Genomic DNA, 16901 nt, shown 5'->3' with positions numbered 1-16901 from the left:
CTGGTAGTGCCGGCCGCTGGCCGGCATCCAGCAGGGCGCGGAAGAGGATGAGGTTGCCGGCCAGCGGCCGGCACTACCGTTACTTGCGCTCCAGCACCAGTAGCGGGTCGATACGGGTCTCGAACCAGTTCATGCCCCAGTGCAGGTGCGGGCCGGTGGCACGGCCGGTGGCGCCGACCGCAGCGATCACCTGGCCCTGTTCAACCCGGTCGCCGACCTTTACGTCGATGCGCGAGAGGTGCAGGAAGTTGGAGCTGACCCCGAAGCCGTGGTCGAGCAGCAACGTGCCGCCGGTCAGGTACAGGTCCGGGCCGGCGAAGGTGACGATGCCGGCGGCCGGTGCTTTCACCGGCGTGCCGGTCGGCACCGCGATGTCCATGCCGGAATGACCGGCACCGGGCTGGCCGTTGTACACGCGCGCATTGCCGAAGCGGCCGCTGATGCGGCCCTGCACCGGCCAGATGAAGGTCTGGGTGAAGTCGGTACGGTCGTCATCGCGGGCACGCGCGGCAGTCACCTGCGCCTGCTCGCGCTTGATCCGCTCGGCAATTGCCGGCGGCGGGTTGACCGTCTTCGGCGGCACACCATTGACCCGCTCTGTGGGCCAGTCGCGCGGCGTCACCGCAATGGTCGCGGTCTCGCTGCCACCATCGGGGCGCTGCACCTGCACGCGCAGCGGGCCCTTCTCGTCACGGCCGATGCCGAACACCACGCTGCCGTAGCCGCTCACCCGCAGCTGGCGACCGGCGTACTGCACGCGGCTGCCGGCGGGAACCTTGCCGATCACCAGTGCGCCCTGCGATGCACTGGTCGGGAACACCACGCGGCTGTCGATCAGGCTGCCAATGCCATCCTGCGCCTGCGCCGCGGGTACGGAAAACAGGGGCGCGGCCAGCAGCGACCCGATCAGAAGTGCCGAGCGCATCAGCGGTCGTAGGTCATGCGCTGGCCGGCGGGTTCGCCCACCAGGTTGCTGCCGTCCCACACCAGCTGGCCGTTGACCCAGGTGGAGGCGACGCGCGAACGGAAGGTGGTGCCCTCAAACGGCGACCAGCCGCACTTGGACAGCACGTCCTCGCGCTTGACCGTGAACGGCACGTCTTCGACCAGGACCAGATCGGCGAAGTAGCCTTCGCGCAGGAAACCACGTTCTTCCACGTCGAACAGCTGCGCCGGGGCGTGGGCGAACTTCTGCACCACCTGCTCGCGGGTCAGCTTGCCTTCGTGCACGCGCTCCAGCGCGGCCACCAGCGCGTACTGCACCAGTGGCAGGCCGGAGGGGGCCTGCGCGTAGGGCTTCTGCTTCTCTTCCCAGGTGTGCGGCGCGTGGTCGGTAGCCAGCACGTCCAGCACGTCGTCGGCCAGCGCAGCGGTGATCGCCTCGCGGTCGGACACTTCCTTGATGGCCGGGTTGCACTTGATCAGGTTGCCCTTGGTCGCATAGTCCGGGCGCGCGAAGTGCAGGAAGTGCACGCAGGTTTCAGCGGTGATCTGCTTGCGGCTGCCATCGGCGCGGATCAGCGGGCCCTTCTCGAACAGCGCCAGTTCATCGGCGGTGGAGATGTGCAGCACGTGCAGGCGGGTGCCGTGTTTGCGCGCCAGCGACATCGCCAGGCGGGTCGACTTGATGCAGGCTTCGCGCGAGCGGATGTCCGGGTGCATGTCCGGGGTCAGCGCATCGCCGTACTTTTCCTGGAAGGCCTTCAGGTTGGCATCGATCATCGGCGTGTCTTCGCAGTGCGTGATGATCGGGGTCGGGCATTCGCGGAAGATCGCGTCCAGCGTTTCGGGGTTGTCGACCAGCATGTTGCCGGTCGAAGCACCCATGAACACCTTCACGCCCGGCGCCTTCTTCGGGTCCAGCGCACGGATGGCGTCCAGGTTGTCATTGCTGGCGCCGTGGTAGAAGCCGTAGTTGGCCCAGGCGCGGCCGCGCGCGAGTTCGTACTTGGCTTCCAGGATGGTCGAATCCAGCGTCGGCGGGTTGGTGTTGGGCATGTCCATGAAGCTGGTCAGGCCACCGGCCACGGCCGCCGCCGATTCGCTGGCGATGTCGCCCTTGTGGGTCAGGCCCGGTTCGCGGAAGTGCACCTGGTCATCGATCATGCCCGGGAGCAGCCAGCGCCCGGCCGCGTCCACCACCTGCTCGCCGTCGCGCGGCGCCAGCCCGTTGCCGATCTGCGCGATGCGGCCGTTCTCGATGCGCAGGTCGCCGTCGAAGGTGCGGCCTTCGTTGACCATGCGGGCATTGGTGATGAGGGTGGAGGACATGTCAATGTTTTCCTGTGCAACGGCAAGAGGGGGCGTTGGGGGACTCGGGCACGGGGTCGAAGCCGCCGGGATGGAACGGGTGGCAGCGGCCCAGCCTGCGCGCAGCCAGCCAGCTGCCGCGCAGCGGGCCGTGCCGCGAGATCGCGTCCATCGCGTATTCAGAACAGCTCGGCACGAAACGGCAGCGGGGCCCCAGCAAGGGGCTGATGAAGCGCTTGTAGAAGCGCAGCAGGGCGATGAGCAGGCGCGAGATCACCCAGTCATCTTATGCCAGTTGGCATGAAGGCCGCATTTGTGCAGGATGGGCCGTTGGTCGCATGTCGCCGATGGCCTGCGACCGGTACCAGCACCGTCGGGTGCTGGCCAGGTTCCGTACCGCGCAAGGCGGTCCGTGTTCGTCGGACTGCCCATTGGGCGCCTTGGCTCCAGGACTGAATGGAGCAGGGTGCCGAGGTTGCTGCTGCGGGTCGGGTAGGCTATAAAGGCCCGCTTTCCCGGGCCCCGGGGAATCCAAGGAAGAGCGTTTCGTGGCTGCTAAAAAAACTGCAAAGAAGGCCGCAACGGCCGCCAAGAAAACCGCCAAGCCTGTTGTGAAGAAGTTGGCGGCAAAGCCCGTTGCCAAGAAGCCGGCGAGCAAGCCGGCGACCAAGGCAGCGTCCTCGCAACCGGCGGCCAGGAAGGCCACCGCAAAGAAAACGCCGGTCAAGGCAACCAAGCCGGTGGCGAAGAAAGCCGCTGCGCCCGCCAAGGCCAAGCCAGCCGCTGCCAGCAAGAAGGCGCCGGTGAAAAAGGCCGTCAGCAAGGCTGCGCCGGTGAAGAAGACCGTCGCCAAGCCGGTGGTCAAGAAGGCAGCAGCCAAGCCGGCGCCGAAGGCGGTGGTGAAGAAGGCTGCAGCCAAGCCGGTCGCCAAGCCGGCGGCAAAGAAGGTCGCTGCGGCCAAGCCGGTCGCCACGCCTGCCGCTGCAAAGAAGGTTGCCAAGAATGTTGCCGCACCGGCCGTAAAGCCGGCCCCGGCCCCAGTAGTGAAGTCCGCACCGAAGCCTGCTGCCAAGCCGGCTCCGGCCAAGCCTGTCCCGGCCAAGACCGTGGCAGTGGCAGCAGCCCAACCGGCCCCCAAGCCGGCCCCGGCCGCCGCTCCTGCCGCTTCGAAGGCCCCGCAATCCAAGAATCCCGTGCCCGTTTCGAAATCGCCTGCCAAAACCGCCGTGAAATCCGATTCCGCCCCGAAGACCGTGTCGCGCCCTGTCGGCAAGGTTGCCGTGGCCGTCGCCGCCCGCTCGGCAGCACCGGCCCCGCGCAGCAAGTACAAGGTGGTCGAATACAAGACCGACGAGGCCACCGGCCGCCCGATCCTGCCGGCTGGCTACAAGCCGTCCTCGGAAGAGGAATACATGAGCCCGCTGCAGCAGGAGTATTTCCGCCAGCGCCTGCAGAACTGGCGCGCGGACCTGGTGGAAGAGTCCAAGCAGACCATCGAGAACCTGCGCGAGGAAGTGCGTGACATCGGCGACGAAGCCGAGCGCGCGACCCGCGAAACCGAGAACTCGCTGGAACTGCGTACCCGCGACCGCTACCGCAAGCTGATCGGCAAGATCGACAGCACCCTGAAGCGCCTGGAAGCGGGCGACTACGGTTACTGCGTCGACACCGGCGAAGAAATCGGCCTGGAGCGCCTGGAGGCGCGCCTGACCGCCGAGCGCACCATCGATGCCCAGGAGCGTTGGGAGCATCTGCAGAAGCAGCAGGGCGACTGATTCCTGATCGTTGTCTGGTCATGCAGAAAACCCGGCTTCGGCCGGGTTTTTTGTTGGGTTCGAGTTGGCTGTGTAGAGCGCCTTCCGGGTATCGGGTGGAGCCTGCGGGTGGGTCCGATGTAGAGCCGAGCCCACGCTCGGCTCAGGCCGAAGCCGGAGGGCAAGGAAGAGCAAAAGCAAAAGCAAAGGCAAAGGCAGCCAAGCATGGCTTGGCTCTATCAGGAGCGGTCATGCGTGCGCTCGCGGCTGTTGAGTCCGCCTTGTAGCGAGCCGAGCACCGCAGGGGAATCAGGGGCGAAGAGGCGGCTCTATCCTGTAGAGCCGACTGCTGGTCGGCTGGCTCTCCGCGTCGTCCCCTGATTCACCGAGGAGCACAGGGCACCGGCGCGCAGCGCCGGCTCGCGGATGGCGGCGTGTTTCTTTGGTTACTTTTCTTTTCGCGCGAAAAGAAATGTGACACCCCACCGCGGCCGCGGAAAGAGCCCGCCGGGCATGGCCCGGCGCGTGGGCGCACGGAAATACGCAGCCGAGCATGGGCTCGGCTCTACAGGCTCACTGCAGGTCGCGAAGATTCAACTTCCGCAGCGTCGGGTTCTTCCACGCGGTGATCCCGGCCACGCTCAGCACCGCGAACCCGCCCAGCACCACGGCCGGTACCAGGCCGAGCAGCTTCGCCATCGTGCCGGCATAGAACGCGCCCAGCTCGTTGGACGAACTGATGAAGATACCGTTGATCGACGATACGCGACCGCGCATTTCTTCCGGCGTGGCCAGCTGCAGGATGGTCGAGCGGATCACCACCGAGACGCCATCGAAGGCGCCGTAGAACAGCAGGATCAGCGCCGACAGCCAGAAGTGCTGCGACAGCCCGAAGCTGATCACGCACAGGCCGAAGCCGGCCACCGCGAACAGCAGCACGCGGCCGGCATTGCGGTGCAGCGGGTGGCGGGCCAGCCACAGGCCCACGCACACCGAGCCCAGCGCCGGCATCGCGCGCAGGATGCCCAGGCCTTCCGGGCCGTGGTGCAGGATTTCGTGCAGGAACGCCGGCAGCATCGCCACCACGCCGCCCAGCAGCACCGAGAACATGTCCAGCGCCATCGCGCCGACCATGATCCGGTTGCCGACCACGAAGCGCGCGCCTTCGGCGATGCTCTTGAAGATCGGCGCGGCAGGGCCGGTGTGCACCGGCTCCTCCACTTTCAGCGTGGCCAGACAGGCCATCGCCACCAGCGCGAAGGCGGTGGCCACCGCGTAGGACAGGCCCTTGCCACCGAAGCCGACCAGCACGCCGCCCAGTGCCGGGCCGGCGATCATGCCGGCCTGGAATACCACCGCGCCCAGGCCGGCGCCACGCGCGAACTGGTCACGGGCCAGTACGCGGGCGAACAGGGCGTTGTAGATCGGCGACAGGAAGGCGCGGACCATGCCGGTCAGCGCAATGGCTGCGTAGATCGGCCACACGCCGTCGATCGGCAGCCAGCCCATGGCCACGCTGGTCAATACCAGTGCGGTGGCGATCAGTCCGCAACAGGCGACCATGCCCAGGCGGCGGCGCGGCAGGTGATCCACCAGGTAACCGGCGAACGGCGCCACGCAGAAGAACGGCAGCACCTCGGCCAGGCCGATCAGGCCCAGCGAGAACGGATTGCGGGTGACTTCGTAGATGTGCCAGCCGACGGTGACCGCGACCACCTGGTAGGACAGCATCGCGAAGATGCGGTACGCCAGCAGCCTGGCGAAACCGGGCCGGGACAGCAGGCCCAGCGCGCTGTCTTCGGCTGTGGCAGGCTCGCTCACGACGGGTCGCGCTGCAGCTGGGCCTGCGCGGTCTCGCGGATGAAGGCCAGCATCGCCGCCACGCCGTTGCTGCGGGTCGGCGAGAGGTGGCGGGCCAGGCCGATGTCCTGGATGTAGCTCGGCTCGGTGGCCAGGATCTCCTGCGCCGAGCGCCCGGAGTACACACGCAGGGCCAGGAAGATCAGGCCGGAGACAATCGCCGAATCACTGATGGCATGGAAGCGCAGCGACTGCGCGTTGCCTTCGGGCACGATCCAGACCATCGACTGGCAGCCGAGCAGGCGATGCTCTTCGGTCTTCCATTCTTCCGGGAAGGCCGGCAGCTTGCGGCCGAGGTCGATCAGGTACTGGTAACGCTCGGACCAGTCGCCGAAGAAGCCGAATTCCTCGGCGATGGCGGCCTGTGCCTCGGCGGCGGTGGGTTCAAGCGGGAACGGGGAGTCGATCACAACAGTCTCTACGGTGGGGGCGTGGCCGGCGTACCGGCCACGGGGCAGGGCGGGTCAGCCGCGCTTGCGCGACCAGCGCACGCCCTGCGGGGTGTCTTCCAGCACGATGCCTTCGGCGGCCAGCTGGTCGCGGATGGCGTCGGAACGGGCGAAGTCGCGCGCCTTCTTGGCAGCGGCACGCTCATCGATCAGGCCCTGGATGCGGGCATCGTCGCCGCCGTCGCTGGCCGCAGTGCCGAACCACTGCGCTGGATCGGCCTGCAGCAGGCCCAGTGCCAGTCCGGCGCCGAGCAGTTCACCCTTCAGGCGCGCCTGCTCGGCCGGATCGGTGGCACGACGCGCATCGGCGGCGATGCGGGCCACTTCGGCCAGTGCCTGCGGGGTGTTCAGATCGTCATCCAGGGTCGCTTCGACCGTGGCCGGGATCGCAACGACCGCCTCGACTGAAGCCAGTTCGCGCAAGGTGCCGTACAGGCGGTCCAGGGTGCGCACCGACTGTTCGATCAGGCCATCGGACCAGTCCAGCGGTTGCCGGTAGTGGGCCGACAGCAGGGCCAGGCGCAGTGCTTCCGGCGGGTGCTGGCGCACCAGGTCGTGCACGCGCTCGATGTTACCCAGCGACTTGCTCATCTTGGCGCCGCCGAAGTTGAGCATGCCGTTGTGCAGCCAGAAGCGGGCGAAGATCTTGCCGCCGTGGGCGCACTCGCTCTGCGCAAGCTCGTTCTCGTGGTGCGGGAACTGCAGGTCGACGCCGCCGGCATGGATGTCGATGGTCTCGCCCAGGTGGGCGGCGGCCATTGCCGAGCACTCGATGTGCCAGCCCGGGCGGCCACGGCCCCAGGGCGACGCCCAGCCGGGCAGGTCGTCGCTGGACGGCTTCCACAGCACGAAATCACCCGGATCACGCTTGTACGGGGCCACGTCGACACGGGCGCCGGCCAGCATTTCGTCCGGATCGCGGCGCGAGAGCTTGCCGTAGCCATCGAAGCTGGCCACCGCGAACAGCACGTGGCCTTCGGCAGCGTAGGCATGCCCGTTGGCGATCAGCTGCTCGATCATGGTGATGATCTGCGGAATGTGCGCGGTCACCTCCGGCTCGATGTCCGGCGGCACCACGCCCAGCGCGGCCATGTCCTCACGGTAGGCGGCGGCGAACCTGTCGGTGATGGTGCTGATCGGTACGCCCTGCTCGCGCGCGGCGGTGTTGATCTTGTCGTCCACGTCGGTGATGTTGCGCGCGTAGCGCAGGCCACCGAAACGGCGCCGCAGCAGGTCGGCCAGCACCCCGAACACCACCGGGCCACGGGCGTTGCCGATGTGCACGTAGTTGTAGACCGTCGGGCCGCACACATACAGGGTCGGACAGGCCGGATCGAGCGGGGTGAACGGTTCGAGCTGGCGAGTCAGGTTGTTGTGCAGGCGCAGGGTCATGGGGCTGTGGCTGGGGGACAAGCCTGTGATTTTAGAACGTGTCGGCCCCCTTTGGGGGCACCCGTTGCCACCGGTGGACGCCGGGGCCACCCGGGGTGGGGTGGGCAGGAGCGGCGTGGACGGGTAATGTTCAGCCCCTTGCGCTCGCCACTGCCTACACTATTGCCGTGTCCTTGCTCCCGTCGCCAATGAAATCCACCGCGTTGCTGACCCTGGCCTGCCTGTCGGCGCTGCCCGCCGTGGTGCTGGCGCAGGAGGCCGAGCCCCGCAACCGGGTGGTGATCGTTGAGAACGTGAAGTTCGACTACGCCCAGGTGCTGAACGTGGAGCCGGTGTTCCAGACCCTGCGCGCGACCCGCACCGAGGAGCACTGCGAGCCGGTGTCGACCCGAACCCTGGCCCCGGTGAACGTGACCGGCGAGGAGCCGGTCGAGGACAAGGGCCGGATCAGCCGCTTCTGGGACTCGGTGCGCTCGATGTTCAAGCGCAGCGACGAAGAGGCCGTTGAGGAGCCCGGAGCCGAGACGCCGGCCCCGGCACCGGCCAACACTGGCCCGATGCTGACCCGCGACTGCCGCATCGTGCCGGTGGGGCGTGAATTCCGCCGGCCCATCGCCTACGACGTGGATTACGTCTACAAGGGCACCAAGTACCGTTCGCGGCTGCCGGAAGACCCCGGCAACCGGCTCAAGATCCGGGTGTCGATCACGCCCTGGGTCGGCCCGGAGCAGGGCACGGCCAGCAATCCCTGATTCTGGGACCCCGGCCCTTGCGCCGGCCTCGGCCGCATGCAAAGATGGTTGACCATGAAGCTCACCGACTTCCAGCACGACAGCAGCGCAGCCCGACAGGCGTCGGGCATGACCTCGCGTGCGCGTCGACCGGAACCCCACATCCTCGCTGGGTAACCGGAGCTTTTTGCTGTTCGTCCGAAAAAACCCAGCCCGCCGGCTGGGTTTTTTCGTTTCCGCGCTTCAAAAGTGCATCTTCTGAAAGCTGCAACTGCAATCTTCCCGCTCCACCTTTGATTCCTGTTTTCCCTTCCACCGCGTCGAAACCGGCGCCGCCACGCAAGGAAAGATGATGTCCCCCAAGCACTTCCTGAACACCCAGGACTGGAGCCGCAGCGATCTCGACGCGCTGTTGACCCAGGCGGCGCTGTTCAAGCGCAACAAGCTCGGCGACCAGCTCAAGGGCAAGTCGATCGCGCTGGTGTTCTTCAACCCGTCCATGCGCACCCGCACCAGCTTCGAACTGGGCGCGTTCCAGCTCGGTGCCCACGCGGTGGTGCTGCAGCCGGGCAAGGATGCGTGGCCGATCGAGTTCAACCTCGGCACGGTGATGGACGGCGATACCGAAGAGCACATCGCTGAAGTGGCCAAGGTGCTGGGTCGTTACTGCGACATCATCGCCGTGCGTGCGTTCCCCAAGTTCATCGACTGGGCCTACGACCGCCAGGACATCGTCCTCAACAGCTTCGCCAGGTACTCGCCGGTGCCGGTCATCAACATGGAGACCATCACCCACCCGTGCCAGGAGCTGGCCCACATCATGGCCCTGCAGGAGCACTTCGGCACCCAGGACCTGCGTGGCAAGAAGTACGTGCTGACCTGGACCTACCACCCCAAGCCGCTGAACACCGCCGTTGCCAATTCGGCGCTGACCATCGCCACCCGCATGGGCATGGACGTGACCCTGCTGTGCCCGACCGCCGACTACATCCTCGACGAGCGTTACATGGGCTGGGCCGAGCAGAACGTGGCCGAGAGCGGCGGCTCGCTGAAGATCAGCCATGACATCGACAGCGCCTACGCCGGCGCCGACGTGGTCTACGCCAAGAGCTGGGGCGCGCTGCCGTTCTTCGGCAACTGGGAACCGGAGAAGCCGATCCGCGACCAGTTCAAGCACTTCATCGTGGACGAGCGGAAGATGGCGCTGACCAACAATGGTGTGTTCAGCCACTGCCTGCCGCTGCGCCGCAACGTGAAGGCCACCGACGCGGTGATGGATTCGCCGCAGTGCATCGCCATCAACGAAGCCGAGAACCGCCTGCACGTGCAGAAGGCGATCATGGCGGCGGTTGCCGGGCGCTAGATCGAACAAGGGGTAGAGCCGACCGTTGGTCGGCTGCTCCCGCAGCGGCGCATCCAATATTCCAGCCGACCAACGGTCGGCTCTACCGAATTCCCATCCCCCAAGTGGACCTGACCCCCATGAGCAACAAAGACGTCGTTCTCGCCTTCTCCGGCGGCCTGGATACCAGCTTCTGCGTGCCGTACCTGCAGGAGCGCGGCTACAACGTGCACACCGTGTTCGCCGACACCGGCGGCGTCGATGATGAAGAGCGTGACTTCATCGAGAAGCGCGCCGCCGAACTGGGCGTGGCGAGCCACCTCACCGTCAACGGTGGCCCGGCCATCTGGGAAGGCTTCGTCAAGCCGTTCGTGTGGGCCGGCGAAGGCTACCAGGGCCAGTACCCGCTGCTGGTCTCGGACCGCTACCTGATCGTCGATGCCGCGCTGAAGCGTGCTGCCGAGCTGGGCACCAACATCATCGCCCACGGTTGCACCGGCATGGGCAACGACCAGGTCCGCTTCGACCTGGCCGTGAAGGCGCTGGGCGACTACCAGATCATCGCGCCGATCCGCGAGATCCAGAAGGAACACACCCAGACCCGCGCCTACGAGCAGAAGTACCTGGAAGAGCGTGGCTTCGGCGTGCGCGCCAAGCAGCAGGCCTACACCATCAACGAGAACCTGCTGGGCCTGACCATGTCCGGCGGCGAGATCGACCGGTGGGAAGCTCCGGGCGAGGGCGCGCGTGGCTGGTGCGCACCGCGCAGCGAGTGGCCGGAGCAGGCCCTGACCGTGACCCTGAAGTTCGTTGAAGGCGAAGCCGTCGAACTGGACGGCAAGGCGCTGCCGGGCGACCAGATCCTGGCCCAGCTCAACAAGCTGTTCGCCCCGTACGGCGTGGGCCGCGGCGTCTACACCGGCGACACCGTGATCGGCCTGAAGGGCCGCATCGTGTTCGAGGCCCCGGGCCTGGTTTCGCTGCTGGCCGCACACCGTGCGCTGGAAGATGCGGTGCTGACCAAGCAGCAGAACCGCTTCAAGCCGGACGTGGCACGCAAGTGGGTGGAGCTGGTGTACGAAGGCTTCTACCACGACCCGCTGAAGACCGACATTGAAGCCTTCCTGAAGTCCTCGCAGGCCAAGGTCAACGGCGAAGTGGTGCTGGAAACCCGTGGTGGCCGCGTCGATGCGGTGGCCGTGAAGTCGCCGCACCTGCTCAACACCAAGGGCGCCACCTACGCGCAGTCGGCCGACTGGGGCGTGGAGGAGGCTGAAGGCTTCATCAAGCTGTTCGGGATGAGCTCCACTGTCTATGCGCAGGTCAATCGCGGTTGACCTGTGACGGGGTGCCGGCCGCTGGCCGGCGCCTCGCAACGTCGATGGAGGGTAGTGCCGGCCGCTGGCCGGCTCGTGGCACGGCTGGATCATTGCGGAGCCGGCCAGCGGCCGGCACTACCGATTTCGAACCCTACGGATATTCAGACACATGCTTGAACAGACGCTCGATCACCTGCAGGCCCTGGTGTCCTTCGACACCCGCAACCCGCCGCGTGCGATCACCACCGGTGGCATCTTCGATTACCTGCGCGACAACCTGCCCGGCTTCAACGTCGAGGTGATCGACCATGGCGCTGGCGCAGTCAGCCTGTACGCCGTGCGCGGGACGCCGAAGTACCTGTTCAACGTGCACCTGGACACCGTGCCGGACTCGCCGCACTGGAGTGCCGACCCGCATGTGATGCGCCGCCTGGACGACCGCGTGGTCGGCCTGGGCGTGTGTGACATCAAGGGCGCCGCCGCTGCGCTGGTGGCGGCGGCCAATGCCAGCGATGGCGATGCCGCCTTCCTGTTCTCCAGCGACGAGGAAGCCAACGATCCGCGCTGTATCGCCGCGTTCCTGGCCCGTGGCCTGCCGTATGAAGCGGTGCTGGTGGCCGAGCCGACCATGAGTGAAGCGGTGCTGGCGCATCGTGGCATCAGCTCGGTGCTGATGCAGTTCGCCGGCCGCGCCGGCCATGCGTCCGGCAAGCAGGACGCGGCCGCCAGCGCGCTGCACCAGGCCATGCGCTGGGGCAACCGTGCACTGGACCATGTGGAATCGCTGGCCTCGGCCCGCTTCGGCGGGCTGACCGGGCTGCGCTTCAACATCGGTCGCGTCGAAGGCGGGATCAAGGCCAACATGATCGCACCGGCTGCTGAGGTGCGCTTCGGGTTCCGCCCGCTGCCGTCGATGGACATCGATGGCCTGCTGGCGACCTTCGCCGGTTTCGCCGAACCGGAAGCCGCCGTGTTCACCGAAACGTTCCGTGGCCCCAGCCTGCCGGCCGGTGACATCGCCGAGGCCGAGAACCGCCGCCTGCTGGCGCGCGATGTGGCCGATGCGCTGGAGCTGCCGATCGGCAACGCGGTGGACTTCTGGACCGAGGCCTCGCTGTTCTCCGCCGGTGGCTACACCACGCTGGTGTTCGGCCCGGGCGACATCGCCCAGGCCCACACCGCTGATGAGTTCGTGACGCTGGAGCAGCTGCAGCGCTACACCGACGCCGTGCATCGCATCATCGCCGCCGGCGCCTGATCGACCCTACAACGCCGCCCGGCCCTGGCCGGGTGGAACTGCAACGCGGCGACCGCCGCCTGTGACGAAACCGAAATGTCTCCTGCCCTCCAGCCCCACCGCCAGACCCGCCAGACCATCGTGCGCCTGCTTTCCAGCATGGCCAGCGCGAAGGAGATCAGCCAGTACCTCAAGCGCTTCTCGCAGCTGGACGCCAAGCGCTTCGCCGTGGTCAAGGTCGGCGGCGCGGTGCTGCGCGACGACCTCGACGCGCTGACCTCTTCGCTGTCGTTCCTGCAGGAAGTCGGGCTGACCCCGATCGTGCTGCACGGCGCCGGCCCGCAGCTGGATGCCGAACTGTCGGCCGCCGGCATCGAGAAGCAGACCGTCAACGGCCTGCGCGTGACGTCGCCGGAGGCGCTGGCGATCGTGCGCCGGGTGTTCCAGCAGTCCAACCTGCGCCTGGTCGAGGCGCTGCAGCAGAACGGCGCGCGCGCCACCTCGATCACCGGCGGCGTGTTCGAGGCCCAGTACCTGGACGTGGACACCTACGGCCTGGTCGGCGAGGTGAAGAAGGTCAACCTGGCACCGATCGAGGCCAGCCTGCGTGCCGGGTCGATCCCGGTCATCACCAGCCTGGGCGAGACCGCTGGCGGCCAGATCCTCAACGTCAACGCCGACTTCGCCGCCAACGAGCTGGTGCAGGAACTGCAGCCATACAAGATCATCTTCCTGACCGGCACTGGCGGCCTGCTGGACGAGCAGGGCAACGTGATCGATTCGATCAACCTGTCCACCGAGTACGACCACCTGATCGCGCAGCCGTGGATCCACGGCGGCATGAAGGTGAAGATCGAACAGATCAAGGATCTGCTCGATCGCCTGCCGCTGGAATCGTCGGTGTCGATCACGCGCCCGGCCGATCTGGCCAAGGAACTGTTCACCCACAAGGGGTCGGGCACGCTGGTGCGCAAGGGCGAGAAGGTGCTGCGCGCCACCGCCTGGAACGCGCTGGACCTGCCGCGCCTGAAGGGCCTGATCGAATCCAGCTTCGGCCGCACCCTGGTGCCGGAGTACTTCGAAAAGACGAAGCTGCTGCGCGCCTACGTCAGCGAGAACTACCGCACCGCGGTGATCCTCACCGACGAGGCCGAGGGCGTGTACCTGGACAAGTTCGCCGTGCTCGACGATGCGCAGGGCGAGGGCCTGGGCCGCGCGGTCTGGAACGTGATGCTGGAGGAAACCCCGCAGCTGTTCTGGCGTTCGCGCCATGGCAATCCGATCAACCACTTCTATTACGCTGAATCCGACGGCTGCTACAAGCAGGACCACTGGAAGGTGTTCTGGTTCGGCGCCGACGGCATCGACCGGATCAAGACCTATGTCGACCATTGCGCCCGGCGCGCGCCGAGCCTGCAGGGCTGAACACATGAACCATGCCGACTGGACCAAGGTCCCTACGCTGGCGGGCACCCATGCGCGGCTGGAGCCGCTGCAGATGGGGCATATCGATGGCCTGCGCGGCGCGCTTGGCGATGGCGCGTTGTCCAGGCTCTGGTACACCCAGGTGCCCGATGCGAAGACCATGGCCAGCTACGTGCAGGCAGCGCTGCAGGCGCAGGCCGAAGGCAGGGTGCTGCCGTTCGTGGTGTTCGATGCCAACGACCAGATTGTCGGCACCACCCGCTACTACGATCTGCAAGCGGACGTGCCGCGCCTGAGTATCGGTTACACCTGGTATGGCGAGTCTGCGCAACGCACCGGGGTCAACACCGAGACCAAGCTGATGCTGCTCAGCCACGCGTTCGAGCGGTTGCAGTGCCTGAGCGTCGTGTTCGAGACCAGCTGGTTCAACTTCACTTCGCGCGCCGCCATCGCACGCCTCGGCGCCAAGCAGGATGGCGTGCTGCGCAACCACAAGCGGCACGCCGACGGCACGCCGCGCGACACCGTCATCTTCTCCATCATCGATGCGGAATGGCAGGGCGTGAAGCGCCACCTGCAGTACCGCCTGGACAGCCACGCATGAACGATTCGACTTTCACCCTGGGCATCGTCGGGGCCCGCGGCCATACCGGCGCCGAGCTGATCAAGCTGGTGGCCGCCCATCCGCGCCTGGAACTGGCCTTCGTCTCCTCGCGCGAGCGCGCCGGGCAGCGCCTGTCCGACCACCACCCGGAATTCCAGGGCGAGCTGCAGTACGAGAACCTGGATGCCGACGCGGTGGCCGCCAAAGCCGTGGACGCGGTGATCCTGGCCCTGCCCAACGGCCTGGCCGCACCGTTCGTGGCCGCGCTTGAAGCCGCCAAGCCGGACACCGTCATCGTCGATCTCTCGGCCGACTACCGCTTCGACAACAGCTGGTATTACGGCCTGCCGGAGCTGACCCGCGGCCGCTACAACGGCCAGAAGCACATCAGCAACCCGGGCTGCTATGCCACGGCGATGCAGCTGGCGGTGCATCCGCTGCTGGACCTGCTGGCCGGCCCGCCGCAGTGCTTCGGTGTCTCCGGCTACTCCGGTGCCGGTACCACGCCGTCGGACAAGAACAACGTCGAACTGCTGGCCGACAACCTGATGCCGTATGCGCTGACCAACCACGTGCACGAGCGCGAGGTGTCGGTGCAGCTGGGCGTGGCCGTCGAGTTCATGCCGCACGTCGCGCCGCATTTCCGCGGCATCACGCTGACCGCCAACCTGTGGCTGAACCGCGTGCAGACCCGCGAACAGATCGTCGAGCGCTTCCAGCAGGCCTATGCCGGCGAACCCCTGATCGAAGTGGTGGATGAAGCGCCGTGGGTCAGCCGCATCGCCGGCCGCCACGGTGCCCAGGTCGGTGGCTTCACCCTGGCCCCTGGCGGCAAGCGGGTGGTGGTGGTGGCGACCCTGGACAACCTGCTCAAGGGCGCGGCCACCCAGGCCATGCAGAACCTCAACCTTGCGCTGGGCATCGACGAACTGACGTCGATCCCGCACTGAACACGCCTTCCGGAGCCCCCATGGCAGACCTTCTTTGGCAGAAGCCCGGCGTCGCTGTCGACGCCCAGATCCAGACCTTCCTCGCCGGCGACGACGTGATCCTCGACCGCGAGTTCTTCCTGCATGACATCGCTGCCAGCGCCGCGCATGCGCAGGGCCTGCAGCACATCGGCATCCTCAGCGCCGACGAGCTGGCAGGCCTGCTGCGCGAGCTCGACGTGCTGGCGCAGGATTTCCGTGAAGGCCGCTTCGTGCTGGATACGCAGTACGAAGACGGTCACTCAGCAATCGAAGCGCGTTTGACCGAACGCCTCGGCGACGCTGGCCGCAAGATCCACACCGGCCGCAGCCGCAATGACCAGATCCTGGTCGCCACCCGCCTGTGGCTGAAGGAGAAGCTGCTGCGCGTGGCCGGGCTCAGCACCGACGTGGCCAAGATCGCGCTGGACCGTGCGCAGGCCGAGAAGGACCTGCCGATTCCCGGCTATACCCATATCCAGCGCGCCGTGGTCTCTTCGGCCGGCATGTGGTGGGCCGGATGGGCCGAGGCCTTCATCGACAACGCCATCCGCGCCCGTGACACCCATGCGCTGGTCGACGCCAATCCGCTCGGCACCGCCGCCGGCTACGGGGTGAACCTGCCGCTGGACCGCGAGCACACCACGGCCGCGCTCGGTTTCGCGCGCATGCAGATCTCGCCGATCTACGCACAGCTGTCGCGCGGCAAGTTCGAGCTGGCCGCGCTGGAAGCACTCGGTGGCGCTACGCTGGACCTGCGCCGCATCGCCTGGGACCTGTCGCTGTTCACCAGCGCCGAGTTCGGCTTCGTCGCGCTGCCGGCGCAGTACACCACCGGCAGTTCGATCATGCCCAACAAGCGCAACCCGGACGTGATCGAGCTGATGCGTGCGACCCACGCCAGCGTCGCCGCCGCGCGCACCGAGATCGAGCAGCTGCTGTCGCTGCCTTCGGGTTATCACCGTGACCTGCAGTCGTCCAAGGGCGCCATCTTCCACGGCTTCGGCCGTGGCCTGGCCGCGCTGGAACTGCTGCCGGCGCTGCTGGCCAATCTGGAGTGGCGTGACGACAGGCTGCGCGCAGCGATCGATTCGGGCATGTATGCCACCGACGTCGCCGTGGAAGCGGCGGTGGCCGGTGTGCCGTTCCGCGAGGCCTACAAGGCCGCTGCAGCCGGTGCCGACAGCGCAGGGCAGGGACGTACCCCGGAAGGCAGCCTGGCTGCGCGTGTATCGCCGGGCTCGGCCGCCGATCTGCGCCTGGACGAACTGCGCGCACGCTGGCAGGCGCTGTCCTGATGGCGGACACTGTCTACCTGGTGATGGCGATGCGCCGGCCGGACTTCAACGATGCGGCGGTGCAGCCGCACCGCGATTTCCTCGAGGCGTTGCAGGCACAGGGAAAGCTGCAGCTGACCGGTGGTTTCGCCGATGGCAGCGGTGGCGCCTATGTGCTGTGCAACGTCGAGAGCCTGGAACAGGCGCAGGCGATCGTCGCCACCGATCCGCTGGTGACGATGCACGCTTCCGAGCTGACCGTGCACGAATGGAATACCCGCTGAGGCCCTGAC

The 16901-nt window shown here is 67.1% G+C and carries 16 protein-coding genes; 10 read left to right on the top strand and 6 right to left on the bottom strand.

Annotated elements, in window-relative coordinates; genetic code table 11:
* Nucleotides 1-79: 79 nt before the first annotated feature.
* From ACT6SE_RS14200 to yidD, 3 genes are read right to left on the bottom strand one after another with little or no spacing between them, the layout of a single operon-like run.
* Nucleotides 80-925 carry a M23 family metallopeptidase gene (locus tag ACT6SE_RS14200; protein WP_153643659.1) on the bottom strand — a complete coding sequence of 282 codons (846 nt, stop codon included), beginning with the start codon at nucleotides 923-925 and terminating at the stop codon, nucleotides 80-82.
* Nucleotides 925-2271, bottom strand: coding sequence for a dihydroorotase (locus ACT6SE_RS14195; protein ID WP_014647796.1), 1347 nt, complete (start codon nucleotides 2269-2271; stop codon nucleotides 925-927). Before ACT6SE_RS14195 ends, ACT6SE_RS14200 begins: the two co-directional genes overlap by 1 nt.
* A gap of 1 nt (nucleotide 2272) precedes the next feature.
* The gene (gene yidD / locus ACT6SE_RS14190; RefSeq protein WP_014037867.1) at nucleotides 2273-2527 is read right to left on the bottom strand and encodes a membrane protein insertion efficiency factor YidD; all 255 of its coding nucleotides are present in this window, start codon (nucleotides 2525-2527) and stop codon (nucleotides 2273-2275) included.
* A gap of 271 nt (nucleotides 2528-2798) precedes the next feature.
* Here yidD and dksA point away from each other — a divergent pair, with 271 nt between their 5' ends.
* Complete coding sequence (gene dksA / locus ACT6SE_RS14185) at nucleotides 2799-4025, top strand: RNA polymerase-binding protein DksA (protein WP_014647794.1); 1227 nt, start codon at nucleotides 2799-2801, stop codon at nucleotides 4023-4025.
* Nucleotides 4026-4577: 552 nt separating this feature from the next.
* Here dksA and ACT6SE_RS14180 read toward each other — a convergent pair.
* Genes ACT6SE_RS14180 through cysS form a run of 3 tightly spaced genes read right to left on the bottom strand, consistent with a single transcriptional unit; the run spans nucleotide 4578 to nucleotide 7705 of the window.
* On the bottom strand, nucleotides 4578-5825 hold the full coding sequence (locus tag ACT6SE_RS14180; RefSeq protein WP_032956128.1) for an MFS transporter: 1248 nt from the start codon (nucleotides 5823-5825) through the stop codon (nucleotides 4578-4580).
* Nucleotides 5822-6274: a SufE family protein gene (locus tag ACT6SE_RS14175; RefSeq protein ID WP_032956126.1), complete on the bottom strand. Its 453-nt coding sequence runs from the start codon at nucleotides 6272-6274 to the stop codon at nucleotides 5822-5824. Before ACT6SE_RS14175 ends, ACT6SE_RS14180 begins: the two co-directional genes overlap by 4 nt.
* A gap of 54 nt (nucleotides 6275-6328) precedes the next feature.
* The gene (gene cysS, locus ACT6SE_RS14170; protein WP_014647791.1) at nucleotides 6329-7705 is read right to left on the bottom strand and encodes a cysteine--tRNA ligase; all 1377 of its coding nucleotides are present in this window, start codon (nucleotides 7703-7705) and stop codon (nucleotides 6329-6331) included.
* A 188-nt stretch (nucleotides 7706-7893) separates the two neighbouring features.
* Between cysS and ACT6SE_RS14165 the strand changes: the two genes are divergently transcribed.
* The 9 genes from ACT6SE_RS14165 (at nucleotide 7894) to ACT6SE_RS14125 (ending at nucleotide 16892) form a co-directional block, all read left to right on the top strand.
* Nucleotides 7894-8457 (top strand): hypothetical protein, encoded by a 564-nt coding sequence (locus tag ACT6SE_RS14165; protein ID WP_014647790.1) that lies wholly within the window; start codon nucleotides 7894-7896, stop codon nucleotides 8455-8457.
* Nucleotides 8458-8788: 331 nt separating this feature from the next.
* Nucleotides 8789-9799, top strand: a complete 1011-nt coding sequence (locus ACT6SE_RS14160) for an N-acetylornithine carbamoyltransferase (RefSeq protein ID WP_014647788.1) — start codon at nucleotides 8789-8791, stop codon at nucleotides 9797-9799.
* Nucleotides 9800-9918: 119 nt separating this feature from the next.
* Entirely contained in the window at nucleotides 9919-11115 is a 1197-nt protein-coding gene (locus ACT6SE_RS14155) for an argininosuccinate synthase (RefSeq protein WP_014647787.1), read from the top strand.
* 151 nt (nucleotides 11116-11266) lie between these two features.
* Nucleotides 11267-12355, top strand: a complete 1089-nt coding sequence (locus ACT6SE_RS14150; protein ID WP_014647786.1) for an acetylornithine deacetylase — start codon at nucleotides 11267-11269, stop codon at nucleotides 12353-12355.
* 75 nt (nucleotides 12356-12430) lie between these two features.
* The gene (locus ACT6SE_RS14145; protein WP_046431735.1) at nucleotides 12431-13759 is read left to right on the top strand and encodes an acetylglutamate kinase; all 1329 of its coding nucleotides are present in this window, start codon (nucleotides 12431-12433) and stop codon (nucleotides 13757-13759) included.
* 4 nt (nucleotides 13760-13763) lie between these two features.
* Entirely contained in the window at nucleotides 13764-14363 is a 600-nt protein-coding gene (locus ACT6SE_RS14140) for a GNAT family N-acetyltransferase (protein WP_046431734.1), read from the top strand.
* Complete coding sequence (gene argC / locus ACT6SE_RS14135) at nucleotides 14360-15313, top strand: N-acetyl-gamma-glutamyl-phosphate reductase (protein ID WP_046431732.1); 954 nt, start codon at nucleotides 14360-14362, stop codon at nucleotides 15311-15313. Before ACT6SE_RS14140 ends, argC begins: the two co-directional genes overlap by 4 nt.
* Before the next feature lie 20 nt (nucleotides 15314-15333).
* Nucleotides 15334-16629 (top strand): argininosuccinate lyase, encoded by a 1296-nt coding sequence (gene argH / locus ACT6SE_RS14130; RefSeq protein ID WP_014647782.1) that lies wholly within the window; start codon nucleotides 15334-15336, stop codon nucleotides 16627-16629.
* A complete protein-coding gene (locus ACT6SE_RS14125) occupies nucleotides 16629-16892 on the top strand; it encodes a YciI family protein (protein ID WP_046431729.1) in 264 nt (87 codons plus the stop codon). The genes argH and ACT6SE_RS14125 overlap by 1 nt, the downstream gene beginning before the upstream one ends.
* The last annotated feature ends 9 nt before the right edge of the window (nucleotides 16893-16901 follow it).

This window comes from Stenotrophomonas sp. LC732, assembly GCF_052446685.1.
GTDB classification, from domain to species: domain Bacteria; phylum Pseudomonadota; class Gammaproteobacteria; order Xanthomonadales; family Xanthomonadaceae; genus Stenotrophomonas; species Stenotrophomonas muris.
Note: the sequence above shows the minus strand (reverse complement) of the source record. Positions and strands in the feature narration are given on the sequence as shown.

Coding starts and splice junctions, on each gene's coding strand:
- argH (WP_014647782.1), top strand. CDS start 15,334: ATGGCAGACCTTCTTTGGCAGAAGCCCGGCGTCGCTGTCGACGCCCAG.
- ACT6SE_RS14160 (WP_014647788.1), top strand. CDS start 8,789: ATGTCCCCCAAGCACTTCCTGAACACCCAGGACTGGAGCCGCAGCGAT.
- ACT6SE_RS14195 (WP_014647796.1), bottom strand. CDS start 2,271: ATGTCCTCCACCCTCATCACCAATGCCCGCATGGTCAACGAAGGCCGC.
- ACT6SE_RS14145 (WP_046431735.1), top strand. CDS start 12,431: ATGTCTCCTGCCCTCCAGCCCCACCGCCAGACCCGCCAGACCATCGTG.
- ACT6SE_RS14140 (WP_046431734.1), top strand. CDS start 13,764: ATGAACCATGCCGACTGGACCAAGGTCCCTACGCTGGCGGGCACCCAT.
- cysS (WP_014647791.1), bottom strand. CDS start 7,705: ATGACCCTGCGCCTGCACAACAACCTGACTCGCCAGCTCGAACCGTTC.
- ACT6SE_RS14155 (WP_014647787.1), top strand. CDS start 9,919: ATGAGCAACAAAGACGTCGTTCTCGCCTTCTCCGGCGGCCTGGATACC.
- ACT6SE_RS14200 (WP_153643659.1), bottom strand. CDS start 925: ATGCGCTCGGCACTTCTGATCGGGTCGCTGCTGGCCGCGCCCCTGTTT.
- ACT6SE_RS14125 (WP_046431729.1), top strand. CDS start 16,629: ATGGCGGACACTGTCTACCTGGTGATGGCGATGCGCCGGCCGGACTTC.
- ACT6SE_RS14165 (WP_014647790.1), top strand. CDS start 7,894: ATGAAATCCACCGCGTTGCTGACCCTGGCCTGCCTGTCGGCGCTGCCC.
- ACT6SE_RS14150 (WP_014647786.1), top strand. CDS start 11,267: ATGCTTGAACAGACGCTCGATCACCTGCAGGCCCTGGTGTCCTTCGAC.
- argC (WP_046431732.1), top strand. CDS start 14,360: ATGAACGATTCGACTTTCACCCTGGGCATCGTCGGGGCCCGCGGCCAT.